16 protein-coding genes are annotated in these 17,557 nt (G+C 64.2%); 7 read left to right on the top strand and 9 right to left on the bottom strand.

From position 1 onward, the window contains the following. Positions 1–5: 5 nt before the first annotated feature. From BLR66_RS05630 to ccsA, 4 genes are all read right to left on the bottom strand, one after another. A complete protein-coding gene (locus BLR66_RS05630) occupies positions 6–1,208 on the bottom strand; it encodes an HlyD/EmrA/EmrK family protein (protein ID WP_093280991.1) in 1,203 nt (400 codons plus the stop codon). Beyond that, on the bottom strand, positions 1,205–2,683 hold the full coding sequence (locus BLR66_RS05625) for an efflux transporter outer membrane subunit (protein ID WP_093280986.1): 1,479 nt from the start codon (positions 2,681–2,683) through the stop codon (positions 1,205–1,207). Before BLR66_RS05625 ends, BLR66_RS05630 begins: the two co-directional genes overlap by 4 nt. 4 nt (positions 2,684–2,687) lie before the next feature. Next, positions 2,688–3,149 (bottom strand): MarR family winged helix-turn-helix transcriptional regulator, encoded by a 462-nt coding sequence (locus BLR66_RS05620; protein ID WP_093280982.1) that lies wholly within the window; start codon positions 3,147–3,149, stop codon positions 2,688–2,690. A gap of 240 nt (positions 3,150–3,389) precedes the next feature. After that, positions 3,390–4,184: a cytochrome C assembly family protein gene (gene ccsA / locus BLR66_RS05615; RefSeq protein WP_093280977.1), complete on the bottom strand. Its 795-nt coding sequence runs from the start codon at positions 4,182–4,184 to the stop codon at positions 3,390–3,392. A 109-nt stretch (positions 4,185–4,293) separates the two neighbouring features. Between ccsA and ffh the strand changes: the two genes are divergently transcribed. The 6 genes from ffh to rplS all read left to right on the top strand — a co-directional run bounded on the left by ffh (position 4,294) and on the right by rplS (position 9,101). Further along, complete coding sequence (ffh, locus tag BLR66_RS05610) at positions 4,294–5,664, top strand: signal recognition particle protein (protein ID WP_093280971.1); 1,371 nt, start codon at positions 4,294–4,296, stop codon at positions 5,662–5,664. 25 nt (positions 5,665–5,689) lie between these two features. Continuing rightward, positions 5,690–6,634: an aminotransferase class IV family protein gene (locus BLR66_RS05605; protein ID WP_343123914.1), complete on the top strand. Its 945-nt coding sequence runs from the start codon at positions 5,690–5,692 to the stop codon at positions 6,632–6,634. Between the two features lie 161 nt (positions 6,635–6,795). Beyond that, on the top strand, positions 6,796–7,059 hold the full coding sequence (rpsP, locus tag BLR66_RS05600) for a 30S ribosomal protein S16 (protein ID WP_093280962.1): 264 nt from the start codon (positions 6,796–6,798) through the stop codon (positions 7,057–7,059). 38 nt (positions 7,060–7,097) lie between these two features. After that, complete coding sequence (gene rimM, locus BLR66_RS05595; RefSeq protein WP_093280956.1) at positions 7,098–7,610, top strand: ribosome maturation factor RimM; 513 nt, start codon at positions 7,098–7,100, stop codon at positions 7,608–7,610. Beyond that, on the top strand, positions 7,610–8,371 hold the full coding sequence (gene trmD, locus BLR66_RS05590; RefSeq protein WP_093280951.1) for a tRNA (guanosine(37)-N1)-methyltransferase TrmD: 762 nt from the start codon (positions 7,610–7,612) through the stop codon (positions 8,369–8,371). The genes rimM and trmD overlap by 1 nt, the downstream gene beginning before the upstream one ends. A 319-nt stretch (positions 8,372–8,690) precedes the next feature. After that, a complete protein-coding gene (gene rplS / locus BLR66_RS05585) occupies positions 8,691–9,101 on the top strand; it encodes a 50S ribosomal protein L19 (RefSeq protein ID WP_093280946.1) in 411 nt (136 codons plus the stop codon). Between the two features lie 117 nt (positions 9,102–9,218). On the opposite strand, the gene BLR66_RS05580 is transcribed toward rplS, so the two are convergent. Together BLR66_RS05580 and BLR66_RS05575 are read right to left on the bottom strand one after the other, a co-directional pair. After that, a complete protein-coding gene (locus BLR66_RS05580; protein WP_093280941.1) occupies positions 9,219–9,635 on the bottom strand; it encodes a GFA family protein in 417 nt (138 codons plus the stop codon). A 61-nt stretch (positions 9,636–9,696) separates the two neighbouring features. After that, positions 9,697–10,122, bottom strand: a complete 426-nt coding sequence (locus BLR66_RS05575; protein ID WP_093284389.1) for a GNAT family N-acetyltransferase — start codon at positions 10,120–10,122, stop codon at positions 9,697–9,699. 509 nt (positions 10,123–10,631) lie between these two features. Between BLR66_RS05575 and BLR66_RS05565 the strand changes: the two genes are divergently transcribed. Further along, a complete protein-coding gene (locus tag BLR66_RS05565) occupies positions 10,632–11,027 on the top strand; it encodes an RNA-binding S4 domain-containing protein (protein WP_093280932.1) in 396 nt (131 codons plus the stop codon). Between the two features lie 369 nt (positions 11,028–11,396). On the opposite strand, the gene BLR66_RS05560 is transcribed toward BLR66_RS05565, so the two are convergent. The 3 genes from BLR66_RS05560 to mutS all read right to left on the bottom strand — a co-directional run bounded on the left by BLR66_RS05560 (position 11,397) and on the right by mutS (position 17,454). After that, positions 11,397–12,014 carry a DUF937 domain-containing protein gene (locus tag BLR66_RS05560; RefSeq protein WP_093280927.1) on the bottom strand — a complete coding sequence of 206 codons (618 nt, stop codon included), beginning with the start codon at positions 12,012–12,014 and terminating at the stop codon, positions 11,397–11,399. 211 nt (positions 12,015–12,225) lie between these two features. After that, positions 12,226–14,478 carry a catalase/peroxidase HPI gene (katG, locus tag BLR66_RS05555; protein WP_093280922.1) on the bottom strand — a complete coding sequence of 751 codons (2,253 nt, stop codon included), beginning with the start codon at positions 14,476–14,478 and terminating at the stop codon, positions 12,226–12,228. Between the two features lie 405 nt (positions 14,479–14,883). Continuing rightward, positions 14,884–17,454 carry a DNA mismatch repair protein MutS gene (mutS, locus tag BLR66_RS05550; RefSeq protein WP_093280917.1) on the bottom strand — a complete coding sequence of 857 codons (2,571 nt, stop codon included), beginning with the start codon at positions 17,452–17,454 and terminating at the stop codon, positions 14,884–14,886. Between the last annotated feature and the right edge of the window lie 103 nt (positions 17,455–17,557).

Raw genomic sequence — 17,557 nt, 5'->3', positions numbered from 1 at the left:
GCGGATCAGTTGCGTGCGGAAGCGGGCAGGTTGTTTTCGATGATCTGGGTGATCAGCGCATCGGCGGCGGCCAGCTGCCGCTGGTAGGCCAGCGTGGCCAGGATCGGCTTCACGTCCTTGCGCGCAAGAGCCAGCGACGGGCCGGCCTGATCGCGCACGGCTACGTCCACGCTCATGCTCAAGCCAAGGCGCAGCGGGTGCTCGGCAAGCTGCTTGGGATCCAGTTCGATGCGCACGGGAACGCGTTGCACGATCTTGATCCAGTTGCCGCTGGCGTTCTGCGCCGGCAGCAGCGAGAACGAACTGCCGGTGCCCATGCCGAGCGCGGCGATCTTGCCGTTGTATTCCACATCGCTGCCGTAAAGATCCGAATGCACTTCGACCGGCTGGCCGATGCGCATGTGGCCCAGTTGGGTTTCCTTGAAGTTGGCTTCCACCCACACTTGTTCCAGTGGCACGATGGTCATCAGGGTGGTACCGGGTTGTACGCGCTGACCCAGTTGCACTTGGCGCTTGGCCACGTAACCGGAAACGGGCGCGACGATGGCCGAGCGCTGCAGATTCAAATACGCCTGGCGAAGCTGAGAGGCCGCCACCTGCACCTGCGGCTGTTTGGACAGGGTGGTGGCGTCGACCAGCGCGCGGCTGCGCGACAGGTTGCCGCGCGAGCTGCCAAGCGCCGCTTCGGCCGACGCGAGCACATCGCGTGCGTGTGCCAGTTCTTCGCTGGAAACCGCGCCGCTGGCCACCAGGCCGCTGCGACGCGCGACGTCGGCGCGTGCCTGTGCCACCGCGACTTCGCGTGCGCGCAGATCCGACTGCCCGGCATCGACGCTGCTATAAAAGCCGCGGACCTGGCGCACGGTGCCGGCGAGATTGGCCACCGACTGGTCGTAGGCGACCTGCGCATCGTTGGCGTCCAGGTGCACCAGCGCCTGTCCGGCTTCGACCTTCATGCCGTCGTCCGCATCGATGCTGATCACCGTGCCGCTGGTCTGCGGCACGATGCTGACCACGTTGCCCTGCACGTAGGCATCGTCGGTGTCCTGGTGCCAGCGCGCGTACATCAGGTAGTAGGCCAGCCAGGCGATGGCGCCCACGATCACCAGCAGCGCGACGATGCCCAGCGCGCGCTTGCGCTTGCTGTTCTTCGGCGCGGCGGGTGCGGCGGCGGGAGTGGAAGCTTCGGGATTGATCTGGGAAGTCATGGCGTGGCCGTGGTATTGGCGATGGAGGTATGGGGTTGTTCAAAGATCAGACCGCCGCCCAGGGCGCGGTCCAGGTCGATGCCTGCGTTGAGGCGCTGCGCCTGCAGCGCCGCGATCTGCTGATCCAGTTGCAGCAGTGGCCGCTGCGCGGCTAGTACGTCGAGCTGCGTGCCAAGGCCGGCGCGGTAGCGGGTCTGCGCAAGATCCCAGGCCGACTTCGCCGCAGCCAGCGCCCGCTGCGAGGTTTCGATCTGTTGATCGAGCGAACGCGAAGTCTGCAGCGCATCGGTGACTTCGTGCAGCGCGCCGACCAACGACTGGTTGTAGTTGGCGACGGCCAGGTCGTAGTCGGCATCGCTGGCGTCCAGTTGGCCGCGCAGTCGTCCACCGTCGAAAATCGGCAGGCTGATGGCGGGACCGCCGAGACCCAGCAAGGCGTCGCTGCTGAAAAGATCCGAGAGTCCGCCCGAAGCTAGGCCTACGATCGCGCTGAGATTGATGCTGGGTTTGAACGATGCTTTGCTGGCATCGATGCCGCGGCTTGCGGCTTCCACACGCCAGCGCGCGGCCACCACGTCCGGACGATGTCCCAGCAACTCGCTGGGCAGCACTTGCGGTACCGTGAGAGTGCGCGCTTGCAACACTGTCGGGCGGGCAATCGCCAGTCCGCGGTCCGGGCCCTGGCCAAGCAACGCAGCCAGCGCGGTGCGTGCCATATCAATCTGCTGCTGCGCCGCTTGCGCCTGCTGTTCGGCGCTGGCGATGGTGCTTTCGGCCTGGCGCAGCTGCAATTGGTTGTCCAGGCCCGCCTTGACCCGTTGTTCGCCCAGGCTGCGCAGATGCGTGGCGCGTTCGTGCTCGCGCGTGGCTACGTCCAGCGCCGCGTAGGCTTGGGCCAGCCCGACATAGGTGCGGGCGATGTTGGAAGACAGCGTCAGGCGCGCCGCCTGTGCATCGACTTCGGCCGCCTTGGCCTGGCCGACCGCGGCTTCGAACTGCGCGCGCTTGCCGCCCCACAGATCCAATCCGTACTTGAAGTTCAGCATCAGCACCGTGCTGCCGATGTACGAACCGCCCAACGGTTCCGGCGCCAGCGTTTCGGGCAACTGCACGCCCGAATACTGCCCGCTTGCACTCAGCGTCGGCTTGCGCTCCGCATCGGCCAACCCGGCTTGGGCTTGTGCCTTGCGCAGGCGCGCATCAGCGGCTTCAAGCGACGGCGTGCCTTGCAAGGCTTCGTCGATCAGCGCATCCAGCTGCGGATCGCCGAGCGCGCTCCACCAGTTCTGACGCGGAAAATCGGCCGCGCTGAGCGCGCCGCTGGAAAGGCTGTGGCTGGAAGACAAACTGTCCGCGTCGCGCAGCGCAGTCTTGGGTTCCAGACCATGGGTGCTGGCGCAACCGGCCAGCAACAGGCCGAGGGCCAATGCGGAAAGCGCCGGCTTCAGGCCGCGCGCAGAGAGGGGAGTGCGCATGGGATCAATCGTCGTTGGCGGTAGGGGGCGTAAGGTTCTGCAAAACCTGATTCAGCAGGCGGAACAGTTGTTCGCGTTCGCCGTCATCCAGGCCCTGCATGGCACGGGCGCGAACTCGCTCGCCGCAGTGCTGGATGTCGGACCAGATGGCCTGGCCCGCCTCGGTCAGCACGATGTGGAGTGCGCGACGGTCGCCGGGGTCGGCGATGCGCCGTAACAGGCCACGGGTCTCCAGCTTGTCCAGCAGTCGCGTCATGGCGCCCGGGTTGACCTGCGCCCAGCGGGCCAGGTCGGTAACCCCGTCGGACGAATCCGTAGCCAGACGCTTGATGGTCACGAATTGGCTGTAGGTGAGTTCATGGCCGGCGGCGGCCATTTCGCGGGCCATGTCGGCCCACATGGCGTCGCGGACCTGCCGGAAAAGCAGGCCCATGTTGGCTTCAGGGGTTTGGGAGGAGGGGCTCATGGCGGGCAAATATCCTCGCCCGTGCAATAATTGTCAAGGCAAATATTGTTTCAGCAACGAAATGCTGCGTCGCAGTAAGCGAGGTGCGCCGGAGGTTTGGCTACCGAGAATGCGGTCCAGCCCTTGTAGGAGCTGCGTAAGCTGCGACGTTTAAGCTGCGACGTTGAGGAGGCACATGCGGGATCCGTGCCACCGGTAATGTTCGGTCGCAGCTTACGCAGCTCCTACGAGTCCGATTGCCTAAGTGGCCCGCTCCAGGACCAGCTCCAGCACGAACTTGCTGCCGAAGAAGGCCAGCAGCAGCAGAGCCATGGCGGCCAGGGTCCAGCGCACCGCCTTGTTGCCGCGCCAGCCGTAGCGCCAGCGGCCTACCAGCAAGGCACCGAAGGCCAGCCAGGACAGCACGCTGAGCACGGTCTTGTGGATCAGATGCTGGGCAAACAGGTTTTCCACGAACAGCATGCCGGTCAGCAGGGTCGCGGTCAGCAACAGGAAGCCGACACTGATGGTGCGGAACAGAAGTTCTTCCAGTTCGGTCAGCGGCGGCAGGGCGCGTAACCAGGCATGGAACTCGCGGCGGCGCAGCGCGCGTTCCTGTGCCCACAGCATGACCGCCAGCAGTGCGGCGATCGCCAGCGTCGCGTAGGCCAGCAAAGCCATCCAGGCATGCAGCTGCAGACGCCAATCCAGGCCGGGTGAGGGCTCATGGCCATACAGGTGATAGACCATCAGCAGTGCCGCGGCCAGCGGGAAAGACAGCACGCCCAGCCCTGCCATGCGCCCCTGCGCGCCGACGGCCGTGGTCATGGCCGCCATGCCCAGCCCGACCAGCGACAGCGCGGAGAAGAAATGCATGTCCGGGCCTCCGGGTGTGCGCCAGGCCACCAGCAGGTGATAGAGCCCATGCAAGGCGACGCCGGCAAGCGCTGGCCATAGCCAAGCGCGGCTGGCGGACACCTGGTCCTGCGCTACCGCGCGCACCAGCATGCCGGTGGCGAGCAGATAGAAAACGACGGCCGCGAGCGAGATCCACATGCCAGCAGTTTGGCATAGCGCGCCGTTTCCGAGAACCGTTCTCGATTGGGAAGTCGGGCCGGGTGGGTGCCGTTATACTTCGCCCTTCTTTTGATCACGGCTTTCGCGCATGTTCGAGTCCCTTACCCAGCGTCTTTCCGGCACCATCGAGCGCCTGCGCGGCCGTGGCCGCCTGAGCGAGGAAAACATCCGCGAGGCCACCCGCGAAGTGCGCATCGCCCTGCTCGAAGCGGACGTGGCCCTGCCGGTGGTGCAGGCCCTGATCGAACGCATCAAGGTGCGCGCGGTCGGCCAGGAAGTGCTGAAGAGCCTCACCCCGGGCCAGGCGCTGATCAAGATCGTCCGCGACGAACTGACCGCGGTGATGGGTTCGGCCGCTACCGACCTCAATCTCAACGTACCGGCGCCGGCGGTGATCCTGATGGCCGGCCTGCAGGGCGCGGGCAAGACCACCACCGTGGCCAAGCTGGCCAAGCACCTGAAGGAAAAGCGCAAAAAGAAGGTGATGGTGGTCAGCGCCGACGTCTACCGTCCCGCCGCCATCGAGCAGCTGAAAACGCTGGCCCAGCAGGTGGACGTGCTGTTCTTCCCGTCCGATGCGTCGCAGAAGCCGGTTGATATCGTCAAAGCCGCGATCGCCGATGCGCGCAAGTCGTTCGCCGACGTGCTGATCGTCGACACCGCCGGCCGCCTGGCCATCGACGAAGCGATGATGTCGGAAATCAAGGCGCTGCATGCGGCCATCAATCCGGTCGAAACTCTGTTCGTTGTGGACTCGATGACCGGCCAGGACGCGGCCACCACCGCCAAGGCATTCTCCGAAGCGCTGCCGCTGACCGGTGTGGTGCTGACCAAGACCGACGGCGATGCGCGCGGCGGTGCTGCGCTGTCGGTACGTTACGTCACCGGCAAGCCGATCAAGTTCATCGGCGTGGGCGAAAAGCCGGACGGCCTGGATATCTTCCACCCCGACCGCGTCGCCAGCCGCATCCTGGATATGGGCGACGTGCTGTCGCTGGTCGAACAGGTGGAACAGAACGTCGACCAGGAAAAAGCCGCCAAGCTCGCGGCCAAGGTCGCCAAGGGCAAGAAGTTCGACCTCAACGACATGCGCGATCAACTCGAGCAAATGCAGAACATGGGCGGCATCAGCGGCCTGATGGACAAGCTGCCCGGCATGGGCCAGGTGCCCGAGAACGTGAAGCAGCAGGTCACCGGCAAGGAAGTGCCGCGCATGGTCGCCATCATCGGCTCGATGACCAAGAAGGAACGCCGCAATCCCGCATTGCTCAACGGCTCGCGCCGCGCCCGCATCGCCCGCGGTTCCGGCACCACGCCGGCCGACGTCAATCGCCTGCTCAAGCAGTACCAGCAGATGGAAAAGATGATGGGCAAGCTGGCCGGCGGCGGCATGAAGGGCCTGATGCGCGGCATGAAGGGCATGATGGGCGCACGCGGCGGCGGTATGCCGTTCCGTTGAGGTTCCTGCCAGCGTCGGTGCGGCAATGGGCCGACAGTTCCGCGACGTAAAAATCGTTGCCGTCATCCCCGCGAAGGCGGGGACCCAGCGACTTCAAACTCGCAGGAGCCAAGTCGCTGGATTCCCGCCTTCGCGGGAACGACGGTTTTCAGTTTTCTTGAAAAAAACCGGAATCGGCATGCACGCAGCTTTATTCAACGGACGACCGGCAAACGTGGACGAGCTGCGTGCTCTCGCGCTGGTCAACTATGGCCACTTCACTTCCATGCAGGTGCGCGACCGTGCGGTGCAAGGACTGGAATTGCACCGGAAGCGGCTGGAAGCGGCGACGCGCGAACTGTTCGGCGCCGAATTGGATTTTCCGTCCGTGCGCGAACAAATGCGCCAAGCCATCGCCGATAGCCCGGACTGCACCTTGCGCGCCACGGTGTTCTCGCGAAGCTTCGACTATCGCAAGCCGACGGGAAGCTTCGCTCCTGAAGTATTGATCTCGCTCTCGCCTCCCGCGTCGTCATCGGCCCGCGCGCTGCGGGTGAAATCGTTCGAGTTCCAGCGGCCGTTCCCGCATATCAAGCATGTGGGCACGTTCCCCTTGTTCCATTACCGCCGGCTGGCACTGGGGCAGGGCTACGACGATGCGCTGTTCGTCGATGGCCAAGGCAGGGTCTCGGAAGGATCGGTCTGGAATCTGGGTCTCTGGGATGGCGCGCAGATAGTGTGGCCCGAGGCTCCTGCGCTGCGCGGGACGTCCGAGCAGCTGCTGCAGGCGGGCCTGCGGGAGTCCGGGGTCGCGCAAGTCGTTCGCAGGATCCGTCTGCCTGATCTGGGCGGGTTTCGGGCCGCATTCACCAGCAATGCCAGCGGAATCCAGTCAATCGCAAGTATTGATGAGACGGAATTCGAGGCCGACCCCAAGCTTTCATCGATTCTGCAGAAAGCGTTGGAAACCCAAGCCTGGCAAGCTTTGTAGAGCCGAGCTTGCGCGGCTTGCTCTTTCCATGGGCCGCCAGCCGAGCAAGCTCGGCTCTACGAAACGGAGGGTTGGCAGGCTTTCCTTCCGCAATTCAATGGCTTAGAATTGTCGGTTCACCGCGCCGCAATGGCGACTGGGCAACACAGGAAAGCATCACAATGGTCAAGATTCGCCTTACCCGTGGCGGCGCCAAGAAGCGTCCGTTCTACCACATCATCGTCACCGACTCGCGCAGCGCGCGCGACGGCCGCAACATCGAACGCCTGGGTTACTACAACCCGGTTGCCTCGGGCAACGAAAAGCGCATCGAGCTGGACACCGCACGCGTCGACCATTGGGTCGGCCAGGGCGCGCAGATGACCGACAAGGTCCGCAACCTGTACAAGGAAGCGGGCAAGGTCGCGGCACAGGCTTCGGCCTGATCCGCTAGGACGGCGCGTCGAGCGCCGTCCTCTTCCCCATGAGCGATAACGAACGTCGGATCCTGCTGGGCAGGATCGTCGGCGCCTTCGGCATACGCGGTCAGATCAAGATCGAGTCCTGGACGGAGCCGCGCGATGCGATCTTCCGCTACCAGCCGTGGATCCTGATCGACGCCGCCGGCCGCGAGCGCCAGTTCGAAGGCGCGCGCGGCAAGGAATCGGGCAAGCATCTGGTGGCCACGTTTCCGGACGTGACCGACCGCGACGTGGTCGAAGCCATGCGCGGCACCGACATCTATGTGCCGCGTTCGGCATTGCCTCCGCCCAAGGCGGGCGAATTCTATTGGGTCGACCTGGAAGGATTCCGGGTGGTCAATGTGGAAGGCGTGGACTTCGGCACCGTTTCGCACCTGTTTTCCACCGGCGCCAACGACGTGCTGTCGATCCGTGGCGACCGCGACCGCATGGTTCCGTTCGTCGAACCGGATTTCGTCAAATCGGTGGATTTCGAAGCCGGGCTTATCACCGTGGATTGGGATCCGGATTTCTGATGCGCATCGACGTGGTCAGTCTGTTCCCCGAATTCATCGCGCAATGCGCGGGTTTCGGGGTGGTCGGCCGCGCCCAGGAGCGTCAGCTGCTGTCGCTGCAGGGCTGGAACCCGCGCGACTATGCCGAGGGCAATTACCGCCGGGTAGACGACCGCCCCTTCGGCGGCGGGCCGGGCATGGTGATGATGATCGAGCCGTTGCAGGCCTGCCTGTCGGCCGCGCGCGCGGACAGCGAGTTGCCGGCCAGGGTGATCTATCTGACGCCGCAGGGCGCGCCTTTGACCCAGCGCAAGGTCCGCGAACTTGCCGTGCTGCCGCGTCTGGTCCTGCTTTGCGGGCGCTATGAGGGTGTAGATGAGCGCCTGGTGGCCGCCGAAGTGGACGAAGAGATTTCCATCGGCGACTACGTGTTGTCCGGGGGGGAGCTGGCCGCGGCTGTGGTGATCGACGCGGTGGCAAGACTTCAGGAGGGCGCGCTGAACGATGCCGAATCGGCGGCACAGGACAGTTTCGAGGCCGACGGCTTGTTGGACTGCCCCCATTTCACCCACCCGGCCAGCCATGCCTTGGGCGAAGTGCCGGCAGTCCTGCGCTCCGGCGACCATGCGGCCATCGCGCGCTGGCGCCGCCAGCAGGCCCTGGGGCGGACCTGGCTGCGCCGGCCGGAACTGCTGGACGAGGCCTCCCTGTCCAAAGCTGACCGGGCGCTGCTGGAGGCGTTCCGAAATTCCCTTCCCCCATCGGGGGAAGGTGGCGCGTAGCGCCGGATGGGGGTACGGCGGAGTGGGGTGCTGGCAGGTTGGGGAATGGACGCAAGCGGCTTTGCGGACTTGGTGAGGAAGCCACAGCCTGTGTATCCGGACTCCGCCGTACCCTCACCCCAACCCCTCTCCCGATGGGAGAGGGGCTAAAGTCGGCTAACCCTTTGCTCCAGCGGCGAATTTTGGGTTAGAATACGCGGCTCGCCTGCCGGAACCCGGGTAGGCGGAACCCCACAATAATATCGTGCAGCACAATCCGGTGACTGCATCAGTTTCCAGTTGTCGAACGACACGCCCACGACACTCATACGGTGCCACCATGACCAAGCTCAACATGAACATCCTGGCTGATTTCGAAGCCGCCCAGATCAAGCGCGAACTGCCCGCTTTCGGCCCCGGCGACACCGTCGTGGTGAACGTGAAGGTCAAGGAAGGCAACCGCGAGCGCGTGCAGGCCTACGAAGGCGTGGTGATCGGCAAGAAGAACGCCGGCCTCAACTCCGCTTTCACCGTGCGCAAGATCTCGCACGGCTTCGGCGTCGAGCGCGTGTTCCAGACCCACAGCTCCACCATCGACTCGGTGGAAGTGAAGCGCCGCGGCAAGGTCCGCGCCGGCAAGCTGTACTACCTGCGCGATCTGGAAGGTAAGGCCGCCCGCATCAAGGAAGACCTGGCCGCCGGCCAGCAGGCCAAGGCCGCCAAGCTGGCTGCCGCTGCTGCCGCCGAATAAGCGGGTACTTCCCGGCATCAACGAAACGGCCACCTCAGGGTGGCCGTTTTGCTTTGCGCCATTCGGAGCGACTTCGGTTTGAGAGCGTCGTCGGGCCTCGTCGTGTGCAGCAGGGCGTCACTCTGGTTCGCCGGGGAACTGGGCAGCGCCTTGAGGGATGGTTATTCCGGGCAGCATGCGCGAAGTCCAGATGTGCACGGCCTGCCGAAGATCGACGGGTTCATCCAAGGAGCCGCCTTTCACGCTGACAGTGTCGGTGGAACCGCGCCGTTGATGCCATAGCCGGGACCCGCAGTCCGGACAGAATGCGCAGTCGAGCGTGTTGCCGGTGTCGGTCGGCCGCGACCAGAACTTCGGGGTTCCCTGGGTCAAGCGCAACGAGTCGTACGGGACGATGAAAGAGATGCCGAAAGCGGAGGCCGATTGTTTCCGGCACTCTCTGCAATGGCATATGTAAAGTTCCAGGGGACCGCCGGAAACTTCGTAGCGGATCGAGCCGCATTGGCAACCGCCTAGTGAAACGCTGTCGCTCATTGCTTGTCCTTACACTTGAATTGGGCGAATTCGCGAAGCGGCTTGCATGGGTTGCCAGGCTTCATTGCGTATATCCATCCGCTGCTGCTTTTTGCGGGTCGGCAAAAATGGCCATGGCTGTGTTCATGCGACGGAAGCCGAATTTGGCATAGAACGGCTCACGACCAGGAACGGCATACAGGATGATCTTGCGATGGCCTCTGGAAAGGTCAACCAATCTTTGTATGAGCTCTTTTCCCAGGCCGGAGCCCTGATAGGAAGGGTGGACCACAATGTCGCAGAGATAAGAACAGTCCACTCCGTCGGCAACGGCGCGTCCGGCCGCAATAATTCTTTCGTCATCGAACGCGAGGCTTTTGAACATGCTGTTCGAATAGGCGGTCTTCAACCAATCACCGCTCTTGATGCCAAGAGGGGCGATGCGATAGAGCTCGGACATCTCATCCCAATCGACCTTGTCTATTGTTTGCGTCCAATGAATTGCCATGATGTCCCTCAACGAAGCCTAACGTCGGGTTAAGCCAATCCACGAAGTCTCGTGGAAACTTTTGTCAGGCCGGGGCTGCCAGGCTCTTGGTATCTTCATATCAAACTGTGCTCCTGTAGAGCGTCTACCCACACTGCCTCACCACACTCGACGAAGTATGAACTGAGAATATTGGCGACATCCGGATGATCCAGATCATCCGCTTCTGTGAGCCGAACGAGATTATGAGAATCGGAGAAAGACATTTTCACCGGCGTGTTGCTCCACTCCGGGTAGCAGCATCCGTAGCCATCAAATGAGATCCTGACCAGATATAGCTGCCCGCTCTCGTCCGTATCGAAGTCCGCGAATACGCTGCCGTCTTGCAGCGCGAAACAGAGCTTGCATGGACGAGTAGGCATAACCGGGAAGACGCGAACGTGCATTTGCTTCTTTGGCCTAACTATTGTTTATACGGCACCCACACCGTGATGACGGATAATATCCCGCTTCCACGACGTCTTTCTCCAATGACCGAATCCCCCTCCATCCGCCTGGACATCTGGCTCTGGGCCGCGCGCTTCTTCAAGACCCGCAGCCTGGCCAAGCAGGCCGTGGAAACCGGGAAAGTGGAGGCGGGCGGGCAGCGCGCGAAACCGTCGCGGATGGTGCGGGTTGGCGATGGCTTGAAGATATCGCGCGGCGAGGAGCGCTTCGAAATCCAGGTGCTGGCGCTCAGCGAGCAGCGCGGACCAGCCAGCGTTGCGCAGACGCTCTATGCCGAAACCGAAGAATCGCGCGCGCAACGCGAACAGGTACGCGAGCAGCGCGCTGCCGAGCGTAACGGCTATCGCGCGCCGGAGCATAAGCCGGACAAGCGGGCGCGGCGGTTGATACAGGCGTTGGGGGATCTGGACGCGTTGTAGTTCGGAGAATCGAATTGAGCTGAGCTCAAATCTTCACATCCGTTCGTGGTGAGCCTGTCGAACCACGCTCTTTGCGATTTGTTTCAATCTCTGCGGGCTAGATCCCAACTGCCTGCGCTGTAAACATCCAGGTAGGGCGGGCATTGCCCGCCGCGCCTTTGGCGAGTCAAGACCCTGGTGGGCAGTGCCCGCCCTACTGGAAATACCCCACAGCTTGCTGCCGGGTTGTTCATTTGGCAGGCAGTTGACCTTTCCCTCGAAAAGCGTGGTTCGACAGGCTCACCACGAACGGGATTTTCTATCGGCCGCACAATAAAAAAACGCCGGTATCGCTACCGGCGCTTTCTTGTGATTGAGCGGAGAGAAAACTCAGCGCTTGCCGCCCAGCAATCCACCGCCGATCTTCAACAGATCGCCCAGACCCAACTGGCCATCGCCATCCTGGTCCAGCACCGCACCCAGCAAGCCGCCGCCCAGGCCGCCCTGCTGCTGCGCGACTTCGCGTTCCTGGCCGAGCACCTGGCTGAGGCCGCTAGGATTCGCATTGCCCTGGCTCATGAAACGCTGCGCCAGGAACGACAGCACGATCGGGGCCAGGATCTTCATCAGCTGACCGGCTTTGTCGCCGCCCAGGCCGGTGGCCTGGCCCAGGCTGGCCTCGGCGCGCGGTTGGGCGCCGCCGAAGATGTGGCCGAGAATCGCCGCACCGTTGTTCTGCGCCGCCGGGGCCGCGCTGCCGCCCAGAACCGCGCCCAGCACGCTGCCCAGGTCCAGGCCGGTGTGATCGCGCTGCAGCGCGCCGAACAGGGCTTCGGCGCCCTGGGGTTCGGCGGCGTTCTTGCCCAGCGCACCCAGCAGCAGCGGCAACGCCGCGCTGATGGCGCTGGCGGTCTGCATCTGGCCGGTGCCCAGTTGTTGGGAAACCTGCTGCAACGGTGCGCCCTGCAATTGCTGGAACAGTTCTTCGGCGAGGCTGTTGGTGCTCATGTCGGGCGTCCTCCAGGACGTGGGTATGAAGCGGACGGCCATGCTATCCCTATTCGGAGCAGGCCTGTACTCACACTTTGCCCTCAGGCCGGAGCGAAGGGTGTGCTGGCGCTCAAAAAAGGGCGCGAAAATCGCGCCCTTTCCATGTTGCTTGGCCTCCTGCCGTCAGTCGGCTGCGCCGATGCCCGAAGAGGAACCTGTTCCTCCCGGATCAGGCAAGATCAAAGCGATCCAGGTTCATCACCTTGGTCCAGGCAGCCACGAAATCCTCGACGAACTTGTGCTGCGCATCGGAACTTGCATATACCTCGGAAAGCGCGCGCAGCACGGAGTTGGAACCAAACACCAGGTCGATGCGGCTCGCGGTCCACTTGTTGGCGCCGGTCTTGCGGTCGCGGCCCTCGAAGGCTTCGCGTGCCTCAGAGGCCGGTTTCCATTCCGTGCCCATGTCCAGCAGGTTGACGAAGAAGTCGTTGCTCAGCGTGCCCGGTCGATCAGTGAACGCACCGTGCTTGCCGCCACCGGCATCCGCGCCCAGCACGCGCAGGCCGCCAACCAGCACCGTCAGCTCCGGCGCGGTAAGAGTGAGCAGTTGCGCTCGATCGACCAGCAGCGCTTCGGCAGGCACGCCGTAACGTCCCTTGGTGTAATTGCGGAAGCCGTCGGCGATCGGCTCCAGCACCGCGAACGATTCGACGTCGGTCTGGTCCTGACGCGCATCCGCACGCCCTGGCGTGAATGGCACGCTGATGTCGTTGCCCGCTGCTTTCGCCGCCTGCTCCACGCCGACGCCGCCGGCCAGTACGATCAGGTCGGCCAGCGAGATTTTCTTGCCGCCGCTCGCTTCCAGGTTGAACTCCGACTGGATGCGTTCCAGCGCTTTCAGCACCTTCGCCAGTTGCCCGGGTTGGTTCACTTCCCAGTCCTTCTGCGGGGCAAGGCGGATGCGTGCGCCATTGGCACCGCCGCGTTTGTCGCTACCGCGGAAGGTCGATGCCGAGGCCCACGCGGTGGAGACCAGTTCGGATATCGACAGACCGGACGCGGCGATCTTCGTCTTGAGCGCGGAGATGTCGGCTGCGTCCACCAGAGCGTGGTCGACGGTGGGAATCGGGTCTTGCCACACCAATTCTTCCTTCGGCACTTCCGGGCCCAGGTAGCGCGCGCGCGGCCCCATGTCGCGATGGGTCAGTTTGAACCAGGCGCGAGCGAAGGCATCGGCGAAAGACTGTGGATTCTCAAGGAAGCGCTTTGAGATCGGCCCATAGATCGGATCGAAGCGCAGCGACAGATCGGTGGTGAGCATCTTCGGGCGCTGCTTCCTGGAGGCGTCATGCGCGTGCGGCACGTCCTCGGGCGCACCCTTGGCCACCCATTGGTGTGCGCCGGCCGGCGATTTCTCCAACTCCCACTCGAAGCCGAATAGGTTCTCGAAGAACTTGTTGCTCCACAGCGTCGGGGTCTGGGTCCAGGTGACCTCGATGCCGGAGGTGATGGTGTCGCCACCCTTGCCGCTGCCGAACTTGTTGTGCCAACCGAAACCCTGGGCCTCCAGCTCGTCCGCTTCGGGCTCGGGGCCGACGTTATCGGCTGGGCCGGCGCCATGCGTCTTGCCAAACGTGTGGCCACCGGCGATCAGGGCGACGGTTTCCTCGTCGTCCATCGCCATGCGGGCGAAGGTATCGCGGATGTCCTTCGCCGCCAGCAGCGGATCGGGGTTGCCGTCGGGGCCTTCCGGGTTGACGTAGATCAGGCCCATCTGCACGGCGGCCAGCGGGTTCTCGAGATTTCGGCTGTGCACGTCGCCATCGGCCTTGTCGTCGGACACCAGCACGGCCTGGTCGCCACCTTTCGCCACGCCCGGGTCGCCGTGCGCGTAGCGCACGTCGCCGCCCAGCCACGTGGTCTCGCGGCCCCAGTACACGTCCTGGTCGGGTTCCCACACGTCGGGGCGGCCGCCGCCGAAACCGAAGGTGCGGAAGCCCATCGTTTCCAATGCGACATTGCCGGCGAGGATCATCAGATCGGCCCAGGAAATTTTCTGGCCGTACTTCTGCTTGATCGGCCACAGCAGGCGGCGCGCCTTGTCCAGGCTTACGTTGTCCGGCCAGCTATTGAGCGGTGCGAAACGTTGCTGCCCGCGGCCGCCGCCGCCGCGGCCGTCCTGGATACGGTAGGTGCCGGCGCTGTGCCAGGCCATGCGGATGAAGAGGCCACCGTAGTGGCCGAAGTCGGCCGGCCACCAGTCCTGCGAATCCGTCATCAGCTCGCGCAGATCCTTCTTCAGCGAGTGGTAGTCGAGCTTCTTGAACTCCTCTGCGTAGTCGAAATCCCCACCCAACGGATTGGACTTGGCGGAATGCTGGTTCAACAGATCCAGCCGCAGTTGCTTGGGCCACCAGTCGCGGTTGGTCGTGCCGCCGCCGGCGGATTGGTGGAACGGGCACTTCGCTTCGGTAGACATGGTTCTTTACCTCTGGCAGTTGGGGTTTTCGGTTTGGGATTGTTTTGGCGTGCGAACATCCGATGCGATCGCTGTTATGCGGTCACGTTCCGGCGCATGTGCGCAGTTTCCATGTGGATACACGAGCCTCATGACGGGCTGGCGGCGGATCGCGTTCCGCGACGCCTTCGGGCACGGCAGGAGCAATGGGTGGCCAACTTTCCTGCGGAGGTGCACATGGCTGGCGTCCTTTGACGTTGGCGATCAGCCAGCAGGTTAGCCAATGCGATCGATTAATGAAAATCGTTTTTCGCAACCAATTCGATAGTGTCGTTCAATGGTGCGATGCGCAATCGTAGGTCGGGGCTACGCCCCCGACGCACGGGATACTCAAACGACACGAGCGTCGGGGGGCGTAGCCCCGACCTACAGCAGGGATTTGAGGCGGTAGAGCGCTTCCAGAGCTTGCTTGGGCGTCAACTCATCGGGGTCGATTGCGGCCAGTGCCTCCTGGGCCGCAGAGGTTGCTGGGGCGAATAGGCCGAATTGTTGCGGTGCGTCCAATGCCTGCGGCGCCATCTGCGCGGCATGGCTTTCGCCGCCGCGTTGTTCGAGTTCCGCCAGCCGACGACGCGCCTGCTGCACCGTGGCCTTCGGCAGGCCCGCCAACGCGGCGACCTGCAGGCCGAAGCTGCGATCGGCCGGGCCGTCCTTTACCGCATGCATGAACACCAGCGAGTCGCCGCCGTTCTTATCGTGATGCTCCACCGCATCCAGATGCACGTTGGCGATGCCGCTGCCGGGTTCGGCCAGCGCGGTGAGTTCGAAATAATGGGTGGCGAACAATGTGTAGCAGCGGTTGATCGCGGCCAGGTGCCGCGCCACCGCATCGGCCAGCGCCAGTCCGTCGTAGGTCGAAGTGCCGCGGCCGATTTCGTCCATCAGCACCAGCGATTGCTCGGTGGCGTGATGCAGGATGTAGCTGGTCTCGGCCATTTCCACCATGAAAGTGGATTGTCCGCGCGCCAGGTCGTCGCCGGCGCCGATGCGGGTGAGGATGCGGTCGGTCGGTCCGATAACCGCGCGCGAGGCAGGCACGAAGCTGCCGATGTGGGCCAGCAGCACGATCAGCGCGTTCTGGCGCATGTAGGTGCTCTTGCCGCCCATGTTGGGGCCGGTGATGATCAGCATGCGTGGTTCGCCGCCGTGATCGTCGCCGCCCAGCACCAGATCGTTGGGTTCGAAGGGTTCCTCGCGCACCGCTTCCACTACCGGGTGGCGGCCGCGTTCGATGCGCAGGCCCGGTTTATCGCTCAGTTCGGGTTGCGACCAGTCCAAAGCCTGTGCGCGTTCGCTGAAGCCGGCCAGCACGTCGAGCTCGCTCAACGCCGAGGCGCAGCGCTTCAGCGGCTCAAGCGCTACGCCCAGCGTGTCGAGAAGTTGCTCGTACAGGAGTTTTTCGCGCGACAGCGAACGCTCGCGCGCCGACAGCACTTTGTCTTCGAAGGATTTGAGTTCTTCGGTGATGTAGCGCTCGGCGTTGCTCAGCGTCTGCCGACGGGTGTAGTGCACGGGCGCGCGTTCGGACAGCGCCTTGCTGATCTCGATGTAATAGCCATGCACGCGGTTGTAGCCGACCTTGAGCGAGTTGATGCCGCTGCTTTCGCGCTCGCGCGTCTCCAGGTCGATCAGGAACTGGTCGGCATGGGTGCTCAGGCGGCGCAGTTCGTCCAGCTCGGCATCGTAGTCGGCGGCGATCACGCCGCCGTCGCTGAGTTTCATCGGCGGCTGCTCGGCGATGGCGGCGGCCAGCAGGTGCGCGGTGTCGGTGTGTTCGCCCAGTTCGGCCGAAAGCGCCCGCAGCCGGGGGGAATCGAGCGGGGCGAGCGTTGCGCGGATGCCGGGCAACATGGCCAGACCGTCGCGCAAGGTCGACAGATCGCGCGGGCGCGCCGAACGCAGCGCCACGCGGGTGAGGATGCGCTCGATATCGCCCAACGCGCGGAAGCGTTCGCGCAGCGCGTCGTCGGCGCGGCTTTCGATCAGCGCCGCCACGGCCTGGTGCCGTTGGTCCAGTACCTGGCGGTCGCGCAATGGACGGTGCAGCCAGCGCCGCAGCAGGCGCCCGCCCATCGGACTGACGGTGGAGTCCAGCACGCCGAGCAGGGTGTGCTTGGTGTCGCCATCGACGCGCGTGTCCAGCTCCAGGTGCCGGCGCGTGGCCGCATTCATGGCGATCGCATCGCCCGCCGATTCCACCGCGATCGCGGTCAGATGAGGCAGACGCTGCTTCTGGGTTTCTTCCACATAGCCGAGCAGGGCGCCGGCGGCGGCCGTGGCGAGAGGGCGGTCATCGATGCCGAAACCGCTCAGGTCGTGCAGGCGGAAGAACTGCAGCAGCTGGCGGCGCCCGCTGTCGGCGTCGAACAGCCAGGGCGCGCGCCGGCGCAGACCGGTGCGCGCGGTCAGGAACGCGGGCCAGCCTTCCTCATCTGCGATCAGCAGCTCGGCCGGTTCCAGGCGCGAGAGTTCGGCCTCCAGCGCATCGGCGCCGTCGACTTCGTTGACCAGGAAACGGCCGCCGGCCAGGTCGGCCCATGCCAGCCCATAGCCTGACTTTCCACGCGACACGGCCATCAGCAAGGTGTCGCGGCGCTCGTTCAACAGCGCCTCGTCGGTCACCGTGCCGGGAGTGACGATGCGCACCACCTTGCGCTCCACCAGGCCCTTGGCCAGCGCGGGGTCGCCGATCTGTTCGCAGATCGCCACCGATTCGCCCAGGGCCACCAGCCGCGCCAGATAGCCTTCGTAGGCGTGCACCGGCACCCCGGCCATCGGGATCGGCGCGCCGGCCGAACTGCCGCGCTGGGTCAGGGTGATGTCCAGCAGCCGCGCGGCCTTGCGGGCGTCGTCGTAGAACAGCTCGTAGAAGTCGCCCATGCGGAACAGCAACAGCAGGTCCGGATACTCCGCCTTGGCGGCGAAGAATTGCTTCATGAGCGGCGTGTGGGTGAGGGTCGCCGGATCGCTCACGGTCGGGTATCAACAATCAAGGTCAAGGCCGGAGCTGCGGGTGGAAAGAAGAAGTTTAGCGGTCTGC

Origin of the sequence: Pseudoxanthomonas sp. CF125, from assembly GCF_900104085.1 — a bacterium.
Classification (GTDB): Bacteria; Pseudomonadota; Gammaproteobacteria; order Xanthomonadales; family Xanthomonadaceae; genus Pseudoxanthomonas_A.
This window is presented reverse-complemented; position numbering and strand designations above follow the sequence as displayed.